Raw genomic sequence first — 22,157 nt, forward strand, 5'->3', positions numbered from 1 at the left:
AGTGGAATCGCATTCCCGGTCAGATGTTTTCCACCCGACCCGCTGAGCTGTTGGGGCGGACGTCCCGCGCACGCGGGTGACGGGGAGTGCCCTGCCGCGCCGGTCTCCCTAGCGTCTGCGGTCTGTTCCCGGACCGGGAACATCCCACCGCAGAAGGGATCCGCCCGTGCGAAGACGATTGCCGGCAACGCTGCTCGCGGCCGTGCTCGCCGGAAGCGCGCTCACCGCCACCACCGCGGTCGCCCAGCCGCTCGCCTCCACCCTCACGAAGACCGTCCAGGGCGTGTCCGACCCCGCGGCGCACGGCGACACCGCGACCTGGGTCGTGTCCTACGCCGGCGGCGCGGACGGTGCCGCCACCATCACCGACCCGATCGGAGCCGGCCAGGCCCTCGTGCCCGGTTCGCTGCGCGTTCCCCCCGGCTGGACCGGCACCGAGGGCAACCCGGTCACCGCCACGAACCCGAACGTGCGCAACGGTGGCACCGCTCTCTCCAGCCTGCTCACGCCACCGGTGCAGGCGAGCGCCAACGCCACCGGCGGCGACGGTTTCACGCCGATCCTGCACCGCACGCCGGACGGACGGCTGCAGTCGTGGAACGTCTACCACCACCTGGCGCCCGCCAACCCGAAGCTCGTGTGCACCGACCTCACCACCAACTCGCCCTGCCCCGGCGGTCCGTGGCCGCGGCCGCTCAACACGGCGCCCGGCCCGTTCGGCACGGGTGCGACCGGTGACATCGGCAGCCCGCTGGAACCGCAGTACGTCCGCGACGAGGCGAACCCGGCGCGGGTCTACTACTCGGCCACGACCGCGACCTCGATCGGCGTCGGCTGCCTCGACCTCGCGGCACCGGGCAACTGCGGGTACTGGCCGCTCGCGGCGCGGTCCGCACAGGTCTTCGAGATGGCCGGGCTCGTCCAGGTCGGCGGGAACCTCTACGGCGTCGCGACGTCCGGTCAGGTGGTGTGCTGGACGGTCGCCACGCAGAGCGCGTGCGCCGGTCAGCCCTACGCGCCGGTCGTGCCGCCGAGCAACAGCGGCGGCTACTACCTGGGCGCGCTGACCGTCGCCGCGGGCAAGGTGTTCGCGTCGTCGTCACAGCCCGCAGGCACCGTTCCCGTGCTCGGCTGCTTCGACCCCGCCACCACCACCGCGTGCGCGGGCTGGGCGACCGCGAAACCGGTCGGTTCCTCCGGCAACTACACCTACAACGCCTACACCGCTTACAGCTCAACGGGTGCGGAGGTCGGCGCGTGTTCCAGCACGACCGGGGTGAACACCACGGTCTGCTACGCCGTCGACGGGTCGCCGCTGGCCGCTCCGGCCGGTCCGACCGGGCTGGAGAACGGCGTGATCGTGTTCAACCCGGAGGTGATCCGCACCGGCAACCGGGTGCGCAGCTACCTCGGCATCTGGCGCGGCCCGTACCTCGGCGCGACGGTCTGCCACGACTGGAGCACCGGCACGTCGTGCGCCGGGATGCCGGCGCGCATCCCGCACCCGACGGTCAACGGCGGTGACACGAGGGACTACGGGTACGCCTACGACACCCCCACCGGCTGCCTGATCGGGCTGGGCGACGCGGGTGTGCTGTTCTCGATGGATCCTGACACGGGGGCGTCGCCCTGCGTTCGCAGCGGCGCCTCCGTGTCGCTCACCCCGGCGCAGTTCTACTGCGACGGCAAAGCGCACCCGGTCGCGTACACCAGGGCACGCCTGGCGGGCGTGACCCCGGCGAACGTGAACTTCGCGGCGTCCAGCGCGAAGGTCGTCGACCAGGACGGCAACCCGGTCGCCACACCGGGTTTCGCACCGGACGGCACCGTGGACCTGAGCGGCGTGACGGCCACGTCGGTCACGGTCACGGCCTCGCTCGTGCTGAACAACGCGGCGGACTTCGGTGGCGGCAACCAGCCGGCGCTGGTCGTGGAGTTCACCGGTGACGCACCGCAGGTGTGCTTCCGCACCACGATCGCCGCGGAGTGCACCGTCACGTCGGTCGCCAACACGGCCGGCGGCACCGACGCGACCGGCTCGTTCTCGTCCAACACCGTGACCCGGCAGATCGCGCCCGGCCCGGCGTGCCTGCCGAACGTGGTGGTGAACAAGGAGATCTGCGGTTCGCACACCCTGGCGCACTGCACGGCGGGCGGTTCGGGACCGTGGCTGAAGGAGGCACCCGTGGGCGTGCTCGGGCTGTTGAACGCGACGGCCTACTGGCGCATCACCGTGACCAACAACGGCCCGATCCCGATCACGGACGCGTACGTGGTGGACGACGTGGAACCGTCCTGCCAGACCGGACCGTTCACGTTGCAGCCGGGCCAGTCGAAGCAGGTGCACTGCTCGACGTACGCGCTGCTGTCGCTGTTCCCCTTGACCAACAAGGCGAAGGCGAAGTACACGCCGGTGAACGGCACGCGGCTGTACAGCGACTGGTCCTCGGCGAAGGCCTGTTCGCTGCTCTGCCTGCTGAGCTGAGGTGGCCGCGGATCGCGGTGCCGAACACCTCCCCGGCTGACGTCCGGGTGCCGGAAATGCCTGTGAGGCAGGCGTTTCCGGCACCACCCGTTCACCGGGCTACGACTGCGCCACCGCCGAGAAGACGATCGAGTGCCACCCGGTGGCACCGTCGGGGACCGGGGCGGCGCGGTCGTTGGTCTGCGTGTACCCGGTGCGGTCGGTGGCCCGGCATTCGACGGTGTGGCCGCCCTCCGGCAGGTCGAGCTCGATCCGCCACATCCGCCACGTGTCGATGTTGACCTCGATGGCGAGGGTCGCCTGCTGCCACGGTCCCCCGTCGACGCGGACCTCGACCTTGTCGATGCCGGTGTGCTGGGCCCAGGCCACCCCCGCCGCGACGAACCGGCCGGGCGGGACCCGTTCGAACGGCTTGGGACGGTCCACCCGCGACATCGGCTTCACCGGCGCCTTCTTGGCCCACCCGCGTTGCGCCCAGTACGGGTCGAACGCGTCGAACGTCGTGAGCTCGGCGTCGACCAGCCACTTCGTCGCGGAGACGTACCCGTAGAGACCGGGCACGACCATCCGGACGGGGAACCCGCGCTCCACCGGCAGCGGTTCGCCGTTCATCCCGATCGCCAGCAACGCACCGCTGCCCGGCGCCATGATCGACGCGACCGGCGTGCCGCAGGTCCAGCCGTCCACGCTGCGGGTCGCCAGCTGGTCAGCGCCGGGCCGGACCCCCGCCTCGCGCAGCAGGTCCGGCAGTGACACACCGATGAAGTTCGACGTCGAGATGTACGGGCCGCCGACCTCGTTCGAGACGCACACCAGGGTGATCGTCTTCTCGACCAGCGGGCGGCGCAGCAGGTCGTCGTAGGTGAGGACCATCTCGTTGTCCACCATGCCGTGCAGGCGCAGCCGCCAGTCCTCCGCGCGCAGCTTCGGCACGGTGAGAGCGGTGTCCACGCGGTAGAACTCGTCGTTGGGCGTGATGAACGTCGGCGTGCCCTCGCGGGCGAAGTCGGCGTTGAACGGGATCTCCGGCGCCTTCACCCCCGGCTGCAACCGGATCGCGCGCCGCGACGACTCCACGTCGACCCGTCCGATGAGGAACTGCCCTGCGGACGCGGCGATGCCCGCGCCCACCGCCACACCGGCCGTGGAGAGCAGGAACCGGCGCCGGTCCGGCGTGGCCGCGGGCTGCGCGGGCGCCGGGTCCGGGGTGCTCGCAGGCGTCGCGTCCGGTGCCCCCGTCCCAGCAGCGGACGTCGCCCCCGCCCCGGCCGCACGCGAGTACAGCCAGCGGAACGCCACCGCCCCGACGACGAGGCTGGTCACCGGCGCGAGCACGGACAGCGGTGTCGTCGTCGGCCGGGCCACCACGGCGGCGATGCCCAGCAGGCCGAGCAGCACGGCGATCCCCACGCCGGGCCACGGGCTGCGCCGCGACAGCAGGCCCGCCACCACGCCGATGACGGCCAGGACGACCGCCATGCCGGCCAGCAGCACCAGCTTGTCGTTCTCGCCGAACGTGCGGATGGCGAAGTCCTTGACCGGGTGCGGCGTCAGGTCGATGGCGGTGTTGCCGACCGCGAGGAACGGCGAGGCCAGCGGGTTCACGAGCGCGGCCACGAGGTGTCCGGCGGCCAGCGCCGCCACCACGGAGACCAGTCCGATCAGGACGGTTCGGGTTGCCTTCACACGGGTGGTTCGCAGCGGGCAGCCGTGCGGCTTGGTCTGTCACCCGATGGGCCCCGTGCGCCCCGCCCCGCGGTGGGCGAGGCGGGGCGCACGGGCGCGGCGCCGTCCCGAACCGGCTGAACCGCATCTGGCGGATCCGCGCACCCGACGTCCGCACGACGGGCCCGCCTCGGTTCGCCTCCGGGGCCCGCGTCAGCACATCGTGTGACCGGCTGTTGACACTCCGGTAATCTGGGAGCGCTCCCAGACCTGCGAGAGGAGTCTTCATGCGAAGGGCCGTTCGTTCTTTCGCCGCTGCCGCCCTGCTGGTCGCAAGCACGGTCGTTGCGACAGCGGGACCGGCACAGGCCGATGTGACGATCTGCGACCAATACGGGTCGACCACCATCCAGGGCCGTTACGTGGTCCAGAACAACCGGTGGGGCACGTCCGCGCAGCAGTGCATCAACGTCACGTCGTCCGGTTTCCAGATCACCTCCCAGCAAGGCTCCAGCCCGACCAACGGGGCGCCGGTGTCGTACCCGTCGGTGTTCCTCGGGTGCCACTACACCAACTGCTCCCCCGGTTCGACGCTGCCGATGCAGGTCAGCCGCATCCGCAGTGCCACGTCGTCGATCGACTACCGGTTCGCCGGCGGCACGTACAACGCCTCGTACGACATCTGGCTCGACCCCACGCCGAAGACCAACGGCGTGAACCAGATGGAGATCATGATCTGGTTCAACCGCCAGGGCTCGATCCAGCCCATCGGCAGCGCCGTCGGCACGACGAACATCGGCGGCCGGAGCTGGCAGGTGTGGCGCGGCAGCAACGGGTCGAACAACGTGATCTCGTACGTCGCCCCGTCGGCGATCAGCTCGTGGTCGTTCAACGTCATGGACTTCATCAACGACGTGCGCAACCGCGGTGCGATCACCAGCTCCTGGTACCTGACCAGCATCCAGGCCGGGTTCGAACCGTGGAACGGCGGTGTCGGCCTCGCGGTCGGCAACTTCTCCGCCTCGGTCAGCGGCTGAGCCGGCCACCGCTGCGCGCGGCGGCTACTCGCAGCCGACCGCGCGCAGCGCGGCCAGCACCAGCGCACGGGTGGCGGTGACGACCTCGGCCACGCCGACCTGCTCGCGCGGGCCGTGGGCGAGGCGCACGTCGCCCGGCCCGTACTGCAGCGTCGGGATGCCCGCCGCGGCGTAGAGCCGCAGGTCGCTGCCGTACGGGGCACCGCGTTCCGCGGGGCGGGCGCTGCCGGTCACGTCCGCGTGCGCGGCGCCCACCAGGGCGGCCAGCGGGTGGCCCGCCGCCAACCGGCCGCTGGCGAACTGACCGCCGGGCCACGTGACGGTGGCCGGGTGGGAGTGCAGCCACGGGTCCGCGGCGCAGGCCTCCGCCACGCACTGCTCCAGCTCGGCGCGCGCCAGCGCCGGGTCCTCGCCGAGGCGGACGCCCAGCCGCCCCTCCGCCACCAGCAGGTCGGGCACGCTGCTCGCCCAGTCGCCCGCCCGCACCGTGCCGACGGACAACGGGTACGGGACCGGGTACTCGGCCATCAGCGGGTCGGCGTCCTCGTTGCGCCGGGACTCCAGCCGCGCCAGCGCGTGGTGGATCGGCAGGTAGGCGTCGATGGCGCTCATCCCGGCGTAACGGGTGCTGCCGTGCGTGGCCTTGCCCGGTACCTCGACGCGGAACGTGAGCGCACCGGCGTTCGCGGTCATCAGCACGCCGCCGGTCGGTTCGGTGATGACGCAGGCGTCGCCGGTGTGGCCGCGCCGCAACGTGCCGAACGCCCCGAGCCCGCCGTCCTCCTCGCTGACGACGAAGTGCGCCGCCAGCGTTCCCCGCAGCCGCGCCCCCGACGACCGGATCGCCGCCAGCGCGGCGAGGACCACGACGAGACCGGCCTTCATGTCGCACGCACCGCGCCCGTGCACCACGTCGCCCGCGACGCGCGGCTGGAACGGGTCGCCCTCCCACTGGGCCAGGTCGCCGGGAGGGACGACGTCGACGTGGCCCTGCAGCACGAGCGTCGGCCCGTCGCCACGCGGCCGGGTGGTGGCGGCGAGGCCCCACGCCTCGTCGCGCGGGGCCTCGCCGCCGGGGAACAGCGGGTCGGATCTCAGCTCCGCCAGGTCCATCGACCACAGGTCGACGTCGAGGTCCAGGTGTTCCAGCCGGCGCGCCAGCAGGTGCTGCAGCTCGGACTCCGCCGCGCTGCCGGTGATGCTCGGCACCGCGAGCAGCTCCACCAGCGTCCGGCCGATCGCCGTCTCGTCCACGGCGGCCAGTGCGGCCGCTTCCACGTTGCTCAGGTTCACGAGCCGTGACAGTAGGTTCGATCTTGGCGCGCAAACAATCATCATCTTCGCCGAACTGGCCCCGGTTCTTTGCAATCTTCCGGCCCCGTTGCCGGATCATTGCGCCATGGACACCATCGACGAGGCGATCATCCGCTGCGTGGTGCGCAACGCCCGCGCCACCTACGCCCAGATCGGCAAGGAGGCGGGCCTGTCCCCGTCCGCCGCGAAGCGCCGCCTCGACCGGCTGGTGGACTCCGGTGCCATCCGCGGCTTCACCGCGCTCGTCGACCCGCAGGCCCTGGCCTGGCACACCGAGGCGTACGTCGAGGTGTACTGCACCGGCAACCCGACCCCGGCCGAGTTGCTGCGCGCGCTGGACGGCATCCCCGAGGTCGTCGAGGCCTGCACGGTCTCCGGCGCGGCGGACGCGCTCCTCTACCTGCTGGCGCGGGACATCCCGCACCTGGAGCAGGCCATCCAGCGGGTGCGCGCCACCGCTCCGGTGGACCGGACGGAGAGCACGATCGTGCTCTCCAGGCTGCTCAGCCGGCCGCGGTTGTGACTCCGTCCCGCGGCCGGCCGGCAGTGCTGACCCGGTCAGCCAACGGGTTTCGCGGCACCGCGGTCGGCGGCGTCGACGTCGACCAGAGCCAGCAGCTCCTGCACGTCACCGTCGCGGAAGACCCGGCGCTGCCGATCCGCACCGCAACCCTGCTCCTCCAGCAGCCGCAGACCCCGTTGCACGACGGGCAGGTCACCGTTCGCCTCGAAGATCGGCGTCAGGTCCCGCACCAGCGCGGTGAGCTGGTCGCGCACCGGAACCAGCTCGCCGGACAGCACGTCCGTCGTGCTGCCGTCGTAACCGTCCTTGGCCGCGCGCCAGCACGCCTGCTGCAACGTCTCCAGCGGCACCGGTTCGGCGGTCACCCCGCGGCCGACGTCCACCACGGCCCTGGCCACCAGCGCGCGGACGAGCGCCGCGAACAGTGCCGCGTCGTCCACGCTCACGGCGACGTCGGCGACGCGCACCTCGACCGTCGGCAGATCGGTGGCGGGGCGGACGTCCCAGTAGACCATCGCCCGGTCCAGTGCCGTGCCCGCCTCGATCACCGCCTCGCACGCGTCCTCGTAGTCCTGCAACGCGGGGAAGAACGGCGGCGGGCCGGAGACCGGCCACCGCGACCACACGGTGGTGCGCCAGCTCGCGAACCCGGTGTCCTCGCCGCCGGAGAACGGTGAGTTCGCGGTGAGCGCGGCCAGCACCGGCAGGTAGGGCCGCACGTGGTTGCACACCTGCACGGCGGTTTCCTTGTCCGGCACGGCGACGTGCACGTGGCAGCCGCAGATCAGCTGCTGCTCGGCCAGCACCCCGAACTGCTCGGCGATCCGGAGGTAGCGCGCGCTGTCGGTGATCTCTCCCGTGCCGTCACCCAGCGGTGGCGCGCCGACGGACACGGCCCGGCACCCGGCCGCCCGTGCGGCGGCGGCGACCTTGCGGCGTGTCTCCAGCAGCTCGTCGCGCGCTTGTTCCACGTCGCGGCAGACAGAGGTGTTGATCTCGACCTGCGCGCCGGTCAGCTCGTGCTCCAGCTCCAGGCCGTGCTGCTCGCGTGCGATCGCGACGACCTCTTCTGCCCGGTTCACCGGCACACCGGTCTCCGGGTCGACGAGCAGGAACTCCTCCTCCACACCGACTGTCGGACTCCACATCCGCTCCGATGGCGGCTTCTCCACTGGCTCACCCGTCCCGCGCTCGTGAAACGGCCGCGCGGCAGACCCGCAGCGACCAGCGGCCGAATACCCTCCCGGGCCATCGCGAAAACCGCCGGATGACCCCCGTTCGGTGCAACCGGTCACGCCAAGTCAGCCCGCCATCCCCTCCCCTGCTGCTGACAGCATCTGCAAGTACCACCAACCCATGATCAAATCGCCGCTGACCACCACCAACCGGTTCGCCGTCCGCTGAACCAGTCCTGAGGCAGCCGGGCGGGCGGAGGGCGAACCTGGCTAGCGAGGGGTGCCGCCCAACGCGCCGGTTACGGCTTGCACGAGCAGTTGCGGGCGTGAACCGGCTGCCATGAGGTCCGGTGCGTCGTCGGGCAGCCGGTTCACCTCGTGCACCAGCGCCAGGAACACCTGCCGGCACCAGTCGGCACCGGTGGCGGTGATGTCCCCCGCCGCGCGCAGCCGGGCGAAGACCTGTTCGAGCCCGGCCGCGACCTCCGGGCTCAGGCCGTCCCGGCAGCCGTCCGACTGGCCCATCAGCTCCATCGCGAACCGGTGGCTCACCTTGAGCTCGAAGAGGATCTCGGTGAGCCGCAGGAACACCACGAGCGGCGCGGCGGTGTCCATCCTGGACTGGTCGAGCGCGCTGAGGTAGCGCTGGTTGAGCTGGTCGGTCAGCGCGTCGAGCAACGCCTGGCGGGAGGCGAACCGGCGGTGGACGGTGGCGCGCGCGAGCCCCGCGGCCTCACCGATGCGTTCCAGCGACGCCGCCGGATCGACGGCCAGGACCTCCGCGGCCGCCGCGAGGATCCGCGCGGTGTTGTTCTCCGCGTCGGCCCGCAGTCGTCGCGCCCCCGTGGACGTGCTCATGTGCTGCCCCTCTCGTCACCGCAAACGATACGACACTGTCGCAGTTGTTGCGCTAAGTGCGACAGGTGTGTATCACTTGAAAGGGATCACCACAGAGAGGAACCACGTCATGGACCTGCAGCTCGAAGGCAAGCGCGTGCTCGTCACCGGTGCGAGCAAGGGCATCGGGCTCGCCGTCGTGCGCGCCTTCATCGCCGAAGGGGCGTCCGTCGTGGCAACGGCCCGGCGCGAGACCCCGGACCTCGCCGCCACCGGTGCCGTGTTCGTCCCCGCCGACCTGTCCACCCCGGACGGTCCCGCCCGGCTCGTCGAGGCCGTGCTCGCCCGCGACCCGCGGCTCGACGTGCTGGTCAACAACGCCGGCGGCGGCGATCGGGCGGAGGGCATGTTCGAGGACCCGTTCAGCGGCGACGACGACGCCTGGGCGACTGTGTTCGCGTTGAACCTCAACGCGGCCGTGCGCGCGACGCGGGCCGCACTGCCCGCACTCGCGAAGTCGCGCGGCGCGGTCGTGAACATCAGCTCCAGCAGCGCCCGCGACCCGCACACCGCGCCGCTGCCCTACGCCGCGGCCAAGGCGGCGCTCAACGCGTTCACCCGCGGTCTGGCCGAGGCAACGGGCAGGATGGGTGTGCGGATCAACGCCGTGACGCCCGGCGCCACCCGCACCGACCTGCTGGTCGGCGACGACGGGTACGCGGCCGGGATCGCCGAACACCTCGGCGTCGAGCGCGACGCGTTCTTCCAGGGCCTGCCCGAGCAGCTGGGAATGGTCACCGGCGACCTGATCGACCCGAGTGAGATCGCCCGCGCGGTCGTGCTGCTGTCGTCCCCGACGATGCCGAGCGCCGTCGGGTCGAACTGGGCCGTCCACGGCGGGCAGCTGAAGACCGCCTGACACCCGCCCCGGCCAGTTGCCTTTCTAGAAAGCTATATTGAAAGGCAACTAGTCGAGGAGGACATGTGGAGACGGACCTGGTGGGCGGGGTGGTGGCGTGGTGGCAGCGCCACGCCCCGGAGCTGCCGGCGCAGACGATCGAGCTCACCAAGCGGGTGGCACGGCTGCACGCGCTCACGGACCGCGTCACGGTCGCCGTGCTGAGCCGGTTCGACCTGAGCCGGGCCGAGTACGACGTGCTCGGCACGCTCCTGACGGCGGACCGCCCGACGCTGAAGCCGTCGGAGCTGTCGGCACGGCTGCTGCTCACGACCGGCGGGCTGAGCAACGTGCTGCGGTCACTGGAACGGCGCGGGCTCACCGTTCCGGCCTCGGACGCGACGGACGGCCGCAGCAAGCGCATCGCGTTGACCCGGCAGGGCACCGAACTGGCCGAGGAGGTCGTCCGCGCGGTCGTCGCCGCCCAGCACGAGCTGGTCGGCAAGGCGGAGCCCGCCGATGTGCGGGCCGCCGTGGCCGCGCTCACGGCCCTGCTCGCGGCGACGGAGGCGTGACATGTCCCGGTTCACGATCACCAACATCCACCCGTTCACCGCGGCGCACACCTTCGGCCCGCTCGGTTCGGTGACCGTCGACAACGGCGTGATCACCGGAAGCACCGGTGGTGGCGAGCTCGTCGACGGACGGGGCGGTTACCTGCTGCCCGGCCTGATCGACACGCACGTCCACATCGGACACGCCGACGAGCTCACCACCGCGCTGCACTGGGGCGTCACCACCGCGCTCGACATGGGGTCGAAGCGGTGGGACGACCTGAGGTCGTTGCGCGACACCGAGTCCGACACCCGAGCCGACGTCCGCGGCGTCTCCCACCCGGCGTGTGCCGTGCGCGGCACCGCCGTGCGCAAGATGGGTTTCCCGGCCTCCACGGCGGTGCGCGGCCCCTTCGACGCCGCCCGCTGGGTGGCGGAACGCCTGCGGCAGGACCCGGACTACCTGAAGGTCGTGCTGGAGGAGCGGCTGCTGCCGTTCCAGCCGAGGCCCCTCAGCCAGGACACCGTCACCGCCCTCGTCGCGGAGGCCCACCGCGCCGGGAAGAAGGTGGTCGTCCACGCCGCCTCACCGCAGGCCTACGCCGCCGCGCTCGCCGCCGGGGCCGACGTCATCACGCACGCCCCCGTCAGCGCCGCGCTCCCCGCCGACCTGGCCGGCCGGATCGCCGCCGCGGGAACGGCCGTGTCCCCCACGATGGTCATGATGCGAACGGTCCTGGAGAACCTCCGCGTGCCGTTCAAGCCGAAGTCGCTGCACTTCGGCCAGACCGTCGCCTCGACCACCGCCCTGCACACCGCCGGGGTGCCGATCGTCCTCGGCACGGACGCGAACGCCGACCCGAGCTCGCCCGCCAGGGTCGCCCACGGCAGCGCGGTCCACGAGGAGCTCGCCCTGCTGGTGTCCGCCGGGCTCACCCCGGCCGACGCGCTCGCGGCCGCGACCTCCCGGGCCGCGACCACGTTCGGCCTGCACGACCGCGGGGTCATCGCCGCGGGCAAACGCGCGGACCTCCTGCTGGTCGCCCGCGATCCCACGCGGGACATCAGCGCCACCCGCGAGATCGCCGGGGTGTGGAAGCGCGGGGTCGCCGTACCGCGCTGACCCCTACTCCCGCCCCTCCTGCGCGCGGCGCTCCCGGAAGGCGATCATGTTCATCCGGTTGCCGCACCGCACGCTGCAGAACCGCTTGAGCCCGTTGCGCGACAGGTCGAGCAGCAGACCGGCGCAGTCGTCGGCCGCGCAGATCCGCAGCCGGTCCACCTCGTCCATCCGGATCACGTCGATGAGGGCGAGCGCGGCCTCCACGCGAATCCGTTCCGCGAGCGGCGAGCCGGGTTCGGTGGCGTGCATGTGCCAGTCCTGCGTGTCGTGCCGCACGAGGTGAGGCAGCGCCTTGGCGTCGCGCAGCATCTTGTTGACGACCTCGACGGCGTCGTCACGGCTGAGCGTCCACGCGTGCCGCAGCTGCGCCCGCGCCTCCTGCACCTCCCGCAGCTCGGCCTCGTCGCGGTCGATGCGGCCGGTGAACCCGACGCGGGTCACCAGCTCCGAGAGCTGCTCGACCGTGGCCAGTTCGTCGGCACCGCTGCGGGACGCCGACGGGTCGGTGTTGCACAGGTCCACGACGAAGGCGAGCGACACCTCCGTGTCAGGGGCAAAACGCAAATTGACTCCTTATCCGAAGCGGCTTAGCGTCAGGGGCATCGGCCAGGTTAGGCCATGACAACGCTCGGAAGCCGGGAGGCGCGCATGGGAGTCCCGTCGAAGTCCACGGGTCTGATCGCGGCAGCGGTCTCGTTCCTCTCCTTCGGCACCTCCGGGGCGTTCGTCAAACCGCTGCTGGACAACGGCTGGTCGCCGACCGCGGCGGTCACGGCCCGCGCGCTCACCGCCGGGCTGGTGCTGCTGCCGTTCGTGCTGCTCTCGCTGCGCGGCCGGTGGTCGTCGCTGGTGCGCGCCCGGTGGTCCGTGGTGGGCATGGGCGTGCTCGGCGTGGCGGTCACGCAGGTGCTGTACTTCGCGGCGATCCAGCGCATCCCGGTGGCGACGGCGCTGCTGATCGAGTTCCTCGCGCCGATCATCCTCGTCGGGTTCACCTGGGCGGCCAGCCGCCGCACACCCGCACCCGTCGTCCTCGTCGGCTCGGTGCTCGCCGTCGGCGGCCTGGTGCTCGTGATCGGGCCCGGCGCACTCCAGGCGGTGGACCCGGTCGGCGTCGCCGCTGCTTTCGGCGCGGCCATCGGCTGCTCGGTGTACTTCGTGATCGCCGCACGCCCCAACGAGGGGCTGCCGCCGGTCGCACTGGCCGGTGCGGGCCTGCTGCTCGCCGTGCCGGTGCTGGCACTGGTCGGCGCCACCGGTCTGCTGCCGTTCACGGCGACGTTCGGCGACCTGCCGCTGTTCGGCACGAGCACGCCGTGGTGGGCGCCGCTGCTCGTCGTCGCGGTCGTCGGCACCGCACTGGCCTACGCGAGCGGCATCACGGCGTCCGGCATCCTCGGCTCGCGGCTGGCGTCGTTCATCGCGCTGCTGGAGGTCGTGTCGGCGTCGGTGTTCGCCTGGCTGCTGCTCGGCCAGGGCCTGTCCCCGCTGCAGCTCGCCGGTGGCGCGCTGATCCTCGCCGGGATCGCTGCGGTCCGCGCGGAACGGGAGCGGGTGGAGCCGGTCGCGGTGCCCGCGGTCGGTGCCGCGACCCCCTAGAACGGCGGATCGGTGCGCAGGCGGCCGTGCACGTGCATGTCGTGCCAGCCGTCCGCGTGCCGGGCGGCTCCGCGTTCCGTTCCCTCGACGGCGAACCCCAGCTTCGCGGCCACCCGGCACGACGCGGAGTTGGCCGTCGAGTGCTGCAGCACCAGCCGGTGCAGGCCGAGCACGTCGAACGACCACCGCGCCACCGCCCGCGTCGCGCGCACCGCGACCCCGGCACCGCGCGCTTCGGGCACCACCCAGTACGACAGGTGCGCCGACGCGACACCCAGCGAGATCATGCGCAAGCCGACCTGCCCGACCGGTCGGTCGTCGGCCCGGCCGGCCACCGCCCAGCTGCCGTCGGTCTCGGCCTCCCACCGCCGCGCCCACTCCCCGACCCACGCGCGGGCCTCGGCGAGCCCGTCCATCCGCCGCACGTGCCACCGCTGGACGTCCGGGCAGTCGAACGCCCTTTTCACGACGTCGGCGTCAGCGGCCAGCCACGGGCGCAGCACCAGGCCGTCGTCGACGTCGAGGTGCGGTTGAGCGAGGGCGCGCAGGGAGCCCGCGGACCGGGCGGGACCGACCAGGGAAGGCACGCGGCCATCCTCGCACCGACGCACCGGCGCAGCAGCCCGATCCGGCCCGGCGGATTCACGACCGCCCACTTCCGCGAATTGGACAGGAATCGGCCAGTGAATTGACGAAATCAGCACCGGAACCGGCAGATTGCGGCAATTTCCGACGGTCCGGTTGACCTCGCTGTTCGGCACCCGGTACCGATGGGACGACAGCTCAGCGAAACCGAGTCGGGAGAACCGTGAGAAGAATTCAACGAATAGTCGCAGCGGTGCTGCTGGTCGGGGGAACCCTCGCCGGAACCGCCGCACCAGCCGCAGCGGGCGGTGGCGTCGACATCAACGGGTGGTGCGTGGCCACCTTCCAGAACCCGTGGCACGCGGAACTCGTCCATTTCCACGTGTTCGGCTGGGCCTGCCAGTACGGCCAGGACCCAGGCGGCCGTCAATCCGTCGACATGAATGCGGCGTGCCGCCGCACTTACGGGTCGAACAGCACGGCGGGCTACACGAGCTACAACAACCCGTATTCCTGGTACTGCACGTGACGCGCCGGTCCGGTGGCGCGGAACACGCCACCGGACCGCCGGGATCACCGCCAGCCGAGCTCCGGCGCCACGTGCAGCAGGATGTTCTCCACCACGTGCGCGCTGTAGTCCACGCCCAGCTGGTTCGGCACGGTCAGCAGCAGCGTGTCGGCCTCGGCGATGGCCTCGTCCTCGGCCAGCTGCTTCGCGAGCACGTCCGGCTCGGCGGCGTACGAGCGGCCGAAGATGGCCTTGTTCGGGCCGTCGATGAAGCCGATCTGGTCGCGGCTCTCGCCGTCGTCACCGAAGTACATGTGGTCGAGGTCGGTGGTGAGCGCGAAGATGCTGCGCGACACCGAGACGCGGGGTTCGCGGTCCCAGCCGGCCTCGGTCCACGCCTTGCGGAACGCGCGGATCTGGTCGGCCTGCTGGACGTGGAACGGTGCGCCGCCCTCGTCGAACTTCAGGGTCGAGCTCATCAGGTTCATGCCCTGCTCGGCCGCCCACACGGCGGTGCCGTTGGAGCCGGCGCCCCACCAGATGCGGTCGCGCAGGCCCGGCGAGTGCGGTTCCAGGCGCAGCAGACCGGGCGGGTTCGGGAACATCGGGCGCGGGTTGGGGCGTGCGAAGCCCTCGCCCTCCAGCACCTTGAGGAACACCTCGGCGTGCTTGCGGGCCATGTCAGCCTCGGTCTCGCCCTCGGCGGGCTGGTAGCCGAAGTACCGCCAGCCGTCCACGACCTGCTCGGGCGATCCGCGGGAGATGCCGAGCTGGAGCCTGCCACCGGAGATCAGGTCGGCGGCGCCCGCGTCCTCCACCATGTACATGGGGTTCTCGTAGCGCATGTCGATCACGCCGGTGCCGATCTCGATGCGCTCGGTCTTGGCGCCGATCGCCGCGAGCAGCGGGAACGGCGACGCGAGCTGCTGCGCGAAGTGGTGCACGCGGAAATAGGCGCCGTCGGCACCCAGCTCCTCGGCCGCCACCGCGAGGTCGATCGACTGCAGCAGCGTGTCCGCCGCGGACCTCGTCTGCGAGTGCGGGCTGTCCGACCAGTGCCCGAACGACAGAAAACCGATCTTCTTCATGTCCTGCCCAACACTTCCGTCCGGTAGCCGGTGCACGGCGGGCTTCCGCCTGTGCCACGGGAACGTGCACCGGCGCGCGGGCATTCCCCGTGCGGCGCGATGGTGCCCGATCTCACCGCCGCACCGGCAGCGGGACCGTGTCGCCGCGGGGCACCACCCGCACGTCCAGGCCGGTGCCGCGCCGGGCGATCTCCGCGGTGAAGTCGGACAGCGGCGACTTCATCACCCCGTACTCCTCGTAGTGCACGGGGACGGTGGTGCGCGGCGAGAGCAGCTCCACCAGGTCGGCGCCCTGCTCGCCGTCCATGGTGAGCAGCACGCCGAGGACCTTGGTGCCGCCCAGGTGCACGACCGCCAGGTCGATGTCGGCGAAGCGGTCGCGGATCTGCCGCAGTGACGGGTGCACGAGCGTGTCGCCGCTGAGGTACACGCGGAACGGCCGCCCACCGGCCTCCTGGTACTCCAGCATGGTGCCCATGACCGGCGGCAGCAGGTGGCCCACCGCTCCCAGCGCGTGCCGGCCGGGCAACGAGGTGATGGTCAGCCGCGCCGTGCCGCGGGTCAGCGTCGTCGTCTCCCACGTGCGCAACGGCTGCGCCTCGCGGAAACCTCGCCGTGCCAGGCGTTTCGCCGCGTGTGGTGTGGTGAGCACCGGCAGGTCGCGGGCCAGCTCCCGGCTCGCCACCCGGTCGAAGTGGTCGCCGTGCAGGTGCGACAGCACCACGGCGTCCAGCTCGGGCAGGTCGGCGATCTCGACGGCCGGGTCGGTGAGCCGGCGCGACACCACGCCCTGCCCGATGTGCGTCCACTGTCCCTTGTGGAGGAAGTTGGGGTCGGTCAGCAGCGTGAACGGCCCCAGCCGCAGCACCGTCGTGGCGTTGCCGATGAAGTGCAGCGAGCCGGTCACCGGTCAGCCCCGGTCCGGGTCGTCGCTCACCGAGTAGTCGGAGAGACCGACGTTCCCGGTCGGGTTCGGCTCCGGGTGCGCCGACCCGGAGCCGCTGCGGCCCGGCACGGTCTCCGCCTCGTCCACCACGTCCGCCCCCGCCTCCTGCAACGAGGTCCGGCTCGCGTTGTCGTAGTCCTGCTCCGCGTTGTCACGCCGTTCAGTGGTCATACCGCTCGGCTACCCGGTCCCGGCGCGGATGAACGTGCGTCAGGGGCTGTGCCGGATCGCCACCAGCGCGATGTCGTCGGTCGCCGGCTGGTCACCGACCATCGTCGCCATCACCTGGATGCACAGCTCTTCCGGCTCCAGCGGTGTCACGACGCCGCGCAGCCGCTCCAGACCGTCGTCGAGGTCCTGGTCGCGCCGCTCGACGAGCCCGTCGGTGTAGAGCACGACCAGCGACCCCGGCGCCAGCTCCACCTCGGCGGCGCGGCGGCCGGAGCTGCCCAGGTCGAAGCCGACCGGCGGTCCCACCGGGACATCGGCGAAGCAGGCCTCCGCACCCGGCTGCGCGATCACCGGGGGCAGGTGGCCGGCCACGGCGAGGCTCATGTGGTGCGTCGCCGTGTCGATGACGGCGTAGGCGACGGTGGCCATGGTCTCGTGCTCGAAGTGGCTCGCCTTCCGGTCGAGCTTGGCCAGCACGACCGCGGGATCGGCGTACTCCAGCGCGTAGGCGCGCAACGCGCTGCGCAACCGTCCCATCACGACGGCCGCCTTCAGGCCGTTGCCGACGACGTCGCCGATCACCACGCCCATCCGCCCGCCGGGCAGGTCGAACACGTCGTACCAGTCGCCGCCGACGCCGCTCTCCGCGCCCGGGACGTACCGTGCGGCCAGCTCCCAGCCCTCGGTGCTCGGCAGCCGAGCCGGGAGAAGGCTTTCCTGCAGCAGTGTCGCGGCGGCGCGTTCGGACCGGAAGCGGTTCACGTAGACGGCCACGGCGAGGCGGTCGGCGATCAGCTGCAGGGCGTCGACCTCCTCCTCCGAGAAGGTGTCGGCGGTGGTGCGGCCGACGTGCACGACGCCGGTCAGCTCGCCCTCGGCGATCATCGCGACGCCGAGCATGACCTGCAGGCCGTGCTCCCACAGCAGCGGGTTGACCACAGTGGACGGGTCGACGTGCTCGATCTGCAGCGGCAGCCGGGACTGGGCGACGCGACCGGCGAAACCCCTGCCGACCGCAACGCGCGCGCCCTGGAAGACCTCCTCGTCCAGACCGGAACTCGCCCGCGCCACCAGCTGGGTGCCGCTGCGGTCCACGAGCAGCACGGTGGTGGTGTCGGCCGAGAGCAGCTCGCGGGTGCGGTCCAGCAGGACGTGCAGGACCTTGTCGAGGTCGAGCTCCTTGAGCGCTCCGTCGGTGATGGCGTCGAGGACGCGCATCCGCAACGACGTCCTGTCCTCCGCCATCCCACCTCCGTCTCGCAGTGCGACGGACAGTTTCCCACGTCTGGCGGAGTCGTGCGGCGAGCCGACCCGGTCTGATCATCGCAAACCGGTTCAAAATCAACTACCACCAGGTTTAGCCGCTGATCACACTCTCCTTCGCAGCACGTGCAAGCGCTCCCGCCAACCGGCGCGTCCTGGTCTGCACCGCGGGGCTGAGGTCGTGGTGCGCGGTGAGGACGACCTCGGTGGCGCCGGCTTCGACGTAGCGGCGCAGCCCCTCTGCGACGGTGTCCTCGTCGCCGAGCAGTGCCAGCTCCTCCGGTCGTTCGGTGCCGTTCAGCTCGAGAACGCGGCGGTAGGAGGCGAACTGCGGGTAGAACGACAGGCCGTCGGCCATGGTGCGGAAGTCCTGCGGATCGGTGGTGACGGCGGCGGGAACGAGCGCCACCACGCGGGGAGCAGGCCTGCCCGCCGCTGCCGCGGCGGCGGTGACGGCGGGCACGATGTGCTCGGCGAGCACCTTGGGCCCCGCGAGGTACGGCACGGTCCCGTCGGCCAGCTCGCCGGTGACGCGCAGGGCCCGCGGTGCCATGGCGGCCACGAGCAACGGGGTCCGCGCCGCACCGGGGACGTGGGTCGGCAGCAGCGACCGCGCGGTGAGCAGCTCGCCCTCGTGCTGGGTGGGTTCGCCGCGCAGCAACGGGCCGAGTGCGGTCAGGAACTCGCGCAGCCGGGTCACCGGCCGTTCCCACGGCAACCCGAACGCCTGCTCGACGATCGGCGGCGCGCCCAGTGCGACCGCGAGGTGGAAGCGGCCGCGGGTGGCCGCCTGCGCGGTCTGGGCCTGGCTGCCCACCAGCAGCGGGTGCCGTGCGAACACCGGCACCGCGGAGACCCCGACGTCGATGCCCGGCACCTGCACGCCCACCAGCCCGGCCAGGCCGATGGCGTCGTAGTCGAGCCGCTGCCCCAGCCACACCGAGTCGGCGCCGAACCCGGCGGCCTCACGAGCCTCGTCCACGGCGGCCGCCACCAGGTCGTCCCCGCCCGTACCGGCCAACGTGACCCCGTACCGCACCGCTTGTGAAGTGATCGACATGCACCCATGTCACCCCCGGCGGCGGCCCCCGGCGCGCGTGATGCCCGTCAACCCGACCGACGATGCCTGCGGGGCATCACCCTGGCCAGCAGCTTCCCGGTTCCGGGGCAGTGCTCCCTCGTCACGGCGAGGAACGCGGCCAGCGGCGGTGACCCGTCGGTGGAGCGGAACGCCATGGTGAGGTCGGGCAGCCGCAGCACCGGGTCGACCTCCACGACGACGGTCTCCGGCCGGGCCAGGCGCCGCGCGCTCGACGGCAGCAGCCCCACCCCCAGCCCGCAGGCGGCCAGGCCGATGACGGTGTGCACGTCCCGCGTCGCGGTGACCCCGCAGGAGGCGCCGAGCAGCGGTGCCAGCACCCGCGCCGCGGCGGGTTCGTCGGCGGCCGACGACGCGATGAGCGGCTGACCGCGCAGCTGCTCTGCGGAGACGGCGGGCAGCCCGGCGAACGGGTGGCCGCGGTGGCACACCAGCACGAGGTGGTCGCCGGCGACCGGCACGGAGGTCAGCAGCTCGGCGCCGTCCCCGGCCGGCGCACCGCGGCAGAACGCCAGGTCGACCTCCCCCGCGCGCAACGCAGCCGCGCCCTGCGCCGTCGACAGCTCACGGCACTCCAGGCCCACCCCGGGGTGCACCGACCGGAACCGCGCCAGCAGCGAGGGCAGCAGCTCGACCAGCGCCTCCCCCACGAACCCGAGCCGCAGCGACCCGGTCTGGCCGCGGGCAGCCCGCCGCGCCTCGGTCGCCCCGGCCTCGACCTGCTCCAGCACCTGCCGGGCGTGCACGACGTAGACCTCGCCCGCGGCGGTCGGCACCACGCCGCGGGCGGTCCGTTCGAACAACGCCGTGCCGAGCTCGCGTTCGACCGCGCCCACCTGCCGCGACAGCGAGGGCTGGGTCATCCCGAGCGCGTGCGCCGCGCGCCGGAAGTGGCGGTGCTCGGCGACCGCCACGACGTACCGCAGTTGTCGCAACTCCACACCGTCCAGCCAACCACCTCGATGCCCACGGGGCATCGGCTACGGGTAGTAGCCCTCCACCGGCACCTTCGCCTCGTCGTAGAGGTGCGGGCCGTCGTTCGGCACGGCGGCGAACCCGCCCGTCGTCTTCAGCCCGTTGAGCTGCTCTGTGGACAGCGCGAACACGACGTTCCCGATGCCCGAGCGGGCCAGCGCCCCCGCGCACATCCCGCACGGCTCGCAGGAGGTGTACATCGTGGTCCCGGCCGCCGTGTCCGCGTCGAGCGACCGCGCGGCCCACCTGGCCAGCTTGAGCTCGGGGTGCGCGGTGATGTCGTCGTCGGTCAGGCAGGTGTTGCGCTCCTCGGCGAGCACCGACCCGTCCGGGCCGACCAGCAGCGACCCGAACGGCGGGTTGCCGCCCGCCCGTGCCTCGGCCGCCAGTGCGAGCGCCCGCCGCAGATGCTCCTCGTTCACCGGAACTCCTTCCGTACCGCTGCCAGTGCGTGCCACGCGGCCTCGGGCCGCCGCGTCTCCTCGGGGTCGCCGATGAACGGGTCGAGGACCACCGCGTGCGCGCCGTCGGCCCGCAGCCTTTCCAGGTCCGCGACGACCTGCTCGACGGTGCCCTCCCCCAGCCGCCGTTCCGCCGGCGGGTCGTCGGTCAGCCGGAGCAGGACCCGCGGCGCCAGACCGGGCACCGGCCGGTCCTGCTCGGCAGCCGTCTTCTTCAACCGCGCCAACGACTCCTGCCACCCGTCCGGTGTCTGCCGCAGCGGGTGCCACGCGTCACCGAGCCGGACCACGCGGCGCAACGCCCCGTCGCTGTGCCCGCCCACCCAGATCGGGATGTGCCCCGCGCGGTAGCCGTCGTCCTCCCACGCCGTGCGCACGGCCGTGATCAGCTCGTCGGTGAGCTCGCCCCTGCGCCCGAACTCGACGCCCAGCGCCGCGAACTCCTGGCGCGCCCAGCCGATCCCGACGCCGAGCACGAGCCGCCCGCCGCTGAGGTCGGCGAGGTTCGCCGCCATCCGCGCGACCAGCAGCGGGTGCCGGTAGGGCGCGATGAGCACGGTCGTGCCGAGGGTGATCCGCTCGGTCACCCCGGCGAGCCAGGACAGGGTGGTGAACGGCTCGTAGAACGGCGCCGGGTACTGCTCGGCCACGTCCGGCGTCACCGCCACGTGGTCGGACACCATGAGCAGGTCGAAGCCCAGGCCCTCCACCGTCCGCGCCCAGTCGCGCAGCACGGCCGGGCTGGTGCCGGGGCCGAAGTTGGGGACGTTCACGCCGATCAACACGTGATCAAGGCTAGGCCGTCGGACCGAGTCCGCTGAAGGGGATCTTCACGGCATCTGCGCGGTCCGGCCGTGGATTTCCCGCTACATTCGCCCGATGACCGAGACGCTCGACGCGACCGACTGGGCGATCCTCGCCGAGCTGCAGCGCGACGGCCGCGTGCCGATCACCGAGCTCGGGCGCCGCGTCAGCCTCAGCGCCTCGGCCACGACCGAACGCGTGAAGCGGCTGGAGGGCGCCGGGGTCATCACCGGCTACCGGGCCACCGTCGACCTCGCCAGCACGGGCTACGGCGTGCTGGCCGTGGTGCGCCTGAAGTACCCCGGCAACCGGCACCAGCCACTGCACCGGTTCCTCACCGAGCGGCCGGAGGTGCTGGAGTGCCTGCGCACCACCGGCGAGGACTGCTACACCCTCAAGGTCGCCGCCACGTCGATGCCGCACCTGGAGCGGGTGGTCGACGAGCTGATGGCGTTCGGCAGCACCACCACCAGCATCGTCTACAGCCAGACCATGACCTACCGCGGTGTGAGCGCGCCACCCGCGGTGCCGTGACGAGTCCCGTTGCGGCACAACGGGAGCGGTCGGGTGTCAGAAGTGGTCGGTGCTCGTCAGCTCGTGCTCGAAGGCGTCGGCGCGGGCGACCAGGAGGGTCAGCGGCCGGCCGAACTCCTCCTGCACGCTGAGGTGCTCCAGCGGGATCGTGTGCTTGAGCAGCGCCACCCCGTCCACCACGGCCGCGCCGCCGACGTCCACCCCGCCGGCCAGCTCGAGCAGCCGCCGCAGGTCGATCTCGTCCGCGCGGCCGACGGCGGAGGAGATCTCCAGCCACTGCGCGCCGTCGAGGTCGGGCAGGTGGTGCACCGTGACCTGCTGGGACCGGCCGTCCTCGGTGTCGAGGCGGAACCGCAGCCACGCGTCCTGCTCCTCCAGCACCTCGTAGCGCAGCCGCACGTAGCTGACGACCTCGGCCCACGACGTCATGTCCCCGAACCCCTCACACCTCGCTGATCCACCGACCGCCACCGTAGTGCCCGCGGAGGGCGGTCGTTGCGGATATGCGCGGAT

At 72.2% G+C, this 22,157-nt stretch carries 24 protein-coding genes; 9 read left to right on the forward strand and 15 right to left on the reverse strand.

Annotated elements, in window-relative coordinates; translation table 11 throughout:
• The first annotated feature begins 166 nt into the window (after positions 1-166).
• Positions 167-2,485: a DUF7617 domain-containing protein gene (locus ACZ7CH_RS14735; protein WP_470374119.1), complete on the forward strand. Its 2,319-nt coding sequence runs from the start codon at positions 167-169 to the stop codon at positions 2,483-2,485.
• Positions 2,486-2,584: 99 nt separating this feature from the next.
• Here the strand turns inward: ACZ7CH_RS14735 and ACZ7CH_RS14740 are convergent, their stop codons facing one another.
• Positions 2,585-4,171, reverse strand: a complete 1,587-nt coding sequence (locus ACZ7CH_RS14740; RefSeq protein ID WP_470374120.1) for a molybdopterin-dependent oxidoreductase — start codon at positions 4,169-4,171, stop codon at positions 2,585-2,587.
• Positions 4,172-4,437: 266 nt separating this feature from the next.
• On the opposite strand from ACZ7CH_RS14740, the gene ACZ7CH_RS14745 reads away from it, so the two are divergent.
• Positions 4,438-5,187: a GH12 family glycosyl hydrolase domain-containing protein gene (locus ACZ7CH_RS14745; protein ID WP_360384162.1), complete on the forward strand. Its 750-nt coding sequence runs from the start codon at positions 4,438-4,440 to the stop codon at positions 5,185-5,187.
• A 24-nt stretch (positions 5,188-5,211) separates the two neighbouring features.
• On the opposite strand, the gene ACZ7CH_RS14750 is transcribed toward ACZ7CH_RS14745, so the two are convergent.
• Positions 5,212-6,480, reverse strand: a complete 1,269-nt coding sequence (locus tag ACZ7CH_RS14750; RefSeq protein WP_470374121.1) for an ArgE/DapE family deacylase — start codon at positions 6,478-6,480, stop codon at positions 5,212-5,214.
• Between the two features lie 106 nt (positions 6,481-6,586).
• Between ACZ7CH_RS14750 and ACZ7CH_RS14755 the strand changes: the two genes are divergently transcribed.
• Entirely contained in the window at positions 6,587-7,024 is a 438-nt protein-coding gene (locus ACZ7CH_RS14755) for an Lrp/AsnC family transcriptional regulator (protein ID WP_360384166.1), read from the forward strand.
• Between the two features lie 35 nt (positions 7,025-7,059).
• Here the strand turns inward: ACZ7CH_RS14755 and ACZ7CH_RS14760 are convergent, their stop codons facing one another.
• Complete coding sequence (locus ACZ7CH_RS14760) at positions 7,060-8,172, reverse strand: carboxylate-amine ligase (RefSeq protein ID WP_470374122.1); 1,113 nt, start codon at positions 8,170-8,172, stop codon at positions 7,060-7,062.
• 297 nt (positions 8,173-8,469) lie between these two features.
• Complete coding sequence (locus tag ACZ7CH_RS14765) at positions 8,470-9,057, reverse strand: TetR/AcrR family transcriptional regulator (protein WP_470374123.1); 588 nt, start codon at positions 9,055-9,057, stop codon at positions 8,470-8,472.
• A 109-nt stretch (positions 9,058-9,166) separates the two neighbouring features.
• On the opposite strand from ACZ7CH_RS14765, the gene ACZ7CH_RS14770 reads away from it, so the two are divergent.
• From ACZ7CH_RS14770 to ACZ7CH_RS14780, 3 genes are all read left to right on the forward strand, one after another.
• Positions 9,167-9,955 (forward strand): SDR family NAD(P)-dependent oxidoreductase, encoded by a 789-nt coding sequence (locus tag ACZ7CH_RS14770; RefSeq protein ID WP_360384172.1) that lies wholly within the window; start codon positions 9,167-9,169, stop codon positions 9,953-9,955.
• Positions 9,956-10,020: 65 nt separating this feature from the next.
• Positions 10,021-10,509: a MarR family winged helix-turn-helix transcriptional regulator gene (locus ACZ7CH_RS14775; protein WP_470374124.1), complete on the forward strand. Its 489-nt coding sequence runs from the start codon at positions 10,021-10,023 to the stop codon at positions 10,507-10,509.
• A 1-nt stretch (position 10,510) separates the two neighbouring features.
• Positions 10,511-11,611 (forward strand): amidohydrolase family protein, encoded by a 1,101-nt coding sequence (locus ACZ7CH_RS14780; RefSeq protein ID WP_470374125.1) that lies wholly within the window; start codon positions 10,511-10,513, stop codon positions 11,609-11,611.
• A gap of 3 nt (positions 11,612-11,614) precedes the next feature.
• Here ACZ7CH_RS14780 and ACZ7CH_RS14785 read toward each other — a convergent pair whose 3' ends face one another.
• On the reverse strand, positions 11,615-12,175 hold the full coding sequence (locus tag ACZ7CH_RS14785; RefSeq protein WP_360384178.1) for a CGNR zinc finger domain-containing protein: 561 nt from the start codon (positions 12,173-12,175) through the stop codon (positions 11,615-11,617).
• A gap of 54 nt (positions 12,176-12,229) precedes the next feature.
• Here ACZ7CH_RS14785 and ACZ7CH_RS14790 point away from each other — a divergent pair, with 54 nt between their 5' ends.
• Complete coding sequence (locus ACZ7CH_RS14790) at positions 12,230-13,210, forward strand: EamA family transporter (protein ID WP_470369056.1); 981 nt, start codon at positions 12,230-12,232, stop codon at positions 13,208-13,210.
• On the opposite strand, the gene ACZ7CH_RS14795 is transcribed toward ACZ7CH_RS14790, so the two are convergent.
• Positions 13,207-13,797: a GNAT family N-acetyltransferase gene (locus ACZ7CH_RS14795; protein WP_458432532.1), complete on the reverse strand. Its 591-nt coding sequence runs from the start codon at positions 13,795-13,797 to the stop codon at positions 13,207-13,209. The genes ACZ7CH_RS14790 and ACZ7CH_RS14795 overlap by 4 nt on opposite strands.
• Before the next feature lie 251 nt (positions 13,798-14,048).
• Here ACZ7CH_RS14795 and ACZ7CH_RS14800 point away from each other — a divergent pair, with 251 nt between their 5' ends.
• Entirely contained in the window at positions 14,049-14,324 is a 276-nt protein-coding gene (locus ACZ7CH_RS14800) for a hypothetical protein (RefSeq protein WP_360384184.1), read from the forward strand.
• 44 nt (positions 14,325-14,368) lie between these two features.
• Here the strand turns inward: ACZ7CH_RS14800 and ACZ7CH_RS14805 are convergent, their stop codons facing one another.
• The 8 genes from ACZ7CH_RS14805 to ACZ7CH_RS14840 form a co-directional block, all read right to left on the reverse strand.
• The gene (locus ACZ7CH_RS14805; protein ID WP_360384186.1) at positions 14,369-15,391 is read right to left on the reverse strand and encodes an LLM class flavin-dependent oxidoreductase; all 1,023 of its coding nucleotides are present in this window, start codon (positions 15,389-15,391) and stop codon (positions 14,369-14,371) included.
• A gap of 112 nt (positions 15,392-15,503) precedes the next feature.
• Positions 15,504-16,298: an MBL fold metallo-hydrolase gene (locus tag ACZ7CH_RS14810; protein WP_458432534.1), complete on the reverse strand. Its 795-nt coding sequence runs from the start codon at positions 16,296-16,298 to the stop codon at positions 15,504-15,506.
• Positions 16,299-16,301: 3 nt separating this feature from the next.
• A complete protein-coding gene (locus ACZ7CH_RS14815; protein ID WP_470369053.1) occupies positions 16,302-16,508 on the reverse strand; it encodes a hypothetical protein in 207 nt (68 codons plus the stop codon).
• 39 nt (positions 16,509-16,547) lie between these two features.
• On the reverse strand, positions 16,548-17,753 hold the full coding sequence (locus tag ACZ7CH_RS14820) for a PP2C family protein-serine/threonine phosphatase (protein ID WP_458432536.1): 1,206 nt from the start codon (positions 17,751-17,753) through the stop codon (positions 16,548-16,550).
• 112 nt (positions 17,754-17,865) lie between these two features.
• A complete protein-coding gene (locus ACZ7CH_RS14825; RefSeq protein ID WP_470374126.1) occupies positions 17,866-18,831 on the reverse strand; it encodes a TIGR03564 family F420-dependent LLM class oxidoreductase in 966 nt (321 codons plus the stop codon).
• A gap of 47 nt (positions 18,832-18,878) precedes the next feature.
• A complete protein-coding gene (locus ACZ7CH_RS14830) occupies positions 18,879-19,811 on the reverse strand; it encodes a LysR family transcriptional regulator (RefSeq protein WP_360384196.1) in 933 nt (310 codons plus the stop codon).
• A gap of 39 nt (positions 19,812-19,850) precedes the next feature.
• Positions 19,851-20,267 (reverse strand): nucleoside deaminase, encoded by a 417-nt coding sequence (locus ACZ7CH_RS14835; RefSeq protein WP_458432539.1) that lies wholly within the window; start codon positions 20,265-20,267, stop codon positions 19,851-19,853.
• Complete coding sequence (locus ACZ7CH_RS14840) at positions 20,264-21,091, reverse strand: LLM class flavin-dependent oxidoreductase (RefSeq protein WP_458432540.1); 828 nt, start codon at positions 21,089-21,091, stop codon at positions 20,264-20,266. Before ACZ7CH_RS14840 ends, ACZ7CH_RS14835 begins: the two co-directional genes overlap by 4 nt.
• A gap of 94 nt (positions 21,092-21,185) precedes the next feature.
• On the opposite strand from ACZ7CH_RS14840, the gene ACZ7CH_RS14845 reads away from it, so the two are divergent.
• On the forward strand, positions 21,186-21,644 hold the full coding sequence (locus ACZ7CH_RS14845; RefSeq protein WP_470374127.1) for an Lrp/AsnC family transcriptional regulator: 459 nt from the start codon (positions 21,186-21,188) through the stop codon (positions 21,642-21,644).
• Positions 21,645-21,680: 36 nt separating this feature from the next.
• On the opposite strand, the gene ACZ7CH_RS14850 is transcribed toward ACZ7CH_RS14845, so the two are convergent.
• The gene (locus tag ACZ7CH_RS14850) at positions 21,681-22,073 is read right to left on the reverse strand and encodes a hypothetical protein (RefSeq protein ID WP_360384204.1); all 393 of its coding nucleotides are present in this window, start codon (positions 22,071-22,073) and stop codon (positions 21,681-21,683) included.
• Positions 22,074-22,157: the final 84 nt, after the last annotated feature.

The organism is Lentzea sp. NPDC037011, from assembly GCF_055607425.1.

Excerpts from the sequence above, each read along its gene's own strand:
- ACZ7CH_RS14790 (WP_470369056.1), top strand. The coding sequence starts at position 12,230 with ATGACAACGCTCGGAAGCCGGGAGGCGCGCATGGGAGTCCCGTCGAAG.
- ACZ7CH_RS14825 (WP_470374126.1), bottom strand. The coding sequence starts at position 18,831 with ATGTCGATCACTTCACAAGCGGTGCGGTACGGGGTCACGTTGGCCGGT.
- ACZ7CH_RS14850 (WP_360384204.1), bottom strand. The coding sequence starts at position 22,073 with ATGACGTCGTGGGCCGAGGTCGTCAGCTACGTGCGGCTGCGCTACGAG.
- ACZ7CH_RS14765 (WP_470374123.1), bottom strand. The coding sequence starts at position 9,057 with ATGAGCACGTCCACGGGGGCGCGACGACTGCGGGCCGACGCGGAGAAC.
- ACZ7CH_RS14820 (WP_458432536.1), bottom strand. The coding sequence starts at position 17,753 with ATGGCGGAGGACAGGACGTCGTTGCGGATGCGCGTCCTCGACGCCATC.
- ACZ7CH_RS14770 (WP_360384172.1), top strand. The coding sequence starts at position 9,167 with ATGGACCTGCAGCTCGAAGGCAAGCGCGTGCTCGTCACCGGTGCGAGC.
- ACZ7CH_RS14760 (WP_470374122.1), bottom strand. The coding sequence starts at position 8,172 with ATGTGGAGTCCGACAGTCGGTGTGGAGGAGGAGTTCCTGCTCGTCGAC.
- ACZ7CH_RS14805 (WP_360384186.1), bottom strand. The coding sequence starts at position 15,391 with ATGAAGAAGATCGGTTTTCTGTCGTTCGGGCACTGGTCGGACAGCCCG.
- ACZ7CH_RS14745 (WP_360384162.1), top strand. The coding sequence starts at position 4,438 with ATGCGAAGGGCCGTTCGTTCTTTCGCCGCTGCCGCCCTGCTGGTCGCA.
- ACZ7CH_RS14815 (WP_470369053.1), bottom strand. The coding sequence starts at position 16,508 with ATGACCACTGAACGGCGTGACAACGCGGAGCAGGACTACGACAACGCG.
- ACZ7CH_RS14755 (WP_360384166.1), top strand. The coding sequence starts at position 6,587 with ATGGACACCATCGACGAGGCGATCATCCGCTGCGTGGTGCGCAACGCC.
- ACZ7CH_RS14780 (WP_470374125.1), top strand. The coding sequence starts at position 10,511 with ATGTCCCGGTTCACGATCACCAACATCCACCCGTTCACCGCGGCGCAC.
- ACZ7CH_RS14845 (WP_470374127.1), top strand. The coding sequence starts at position 21,186 with ATGACCGAGACGCTCGACGCGACCGACTGGGCGATCCTCGCCGAGCTG.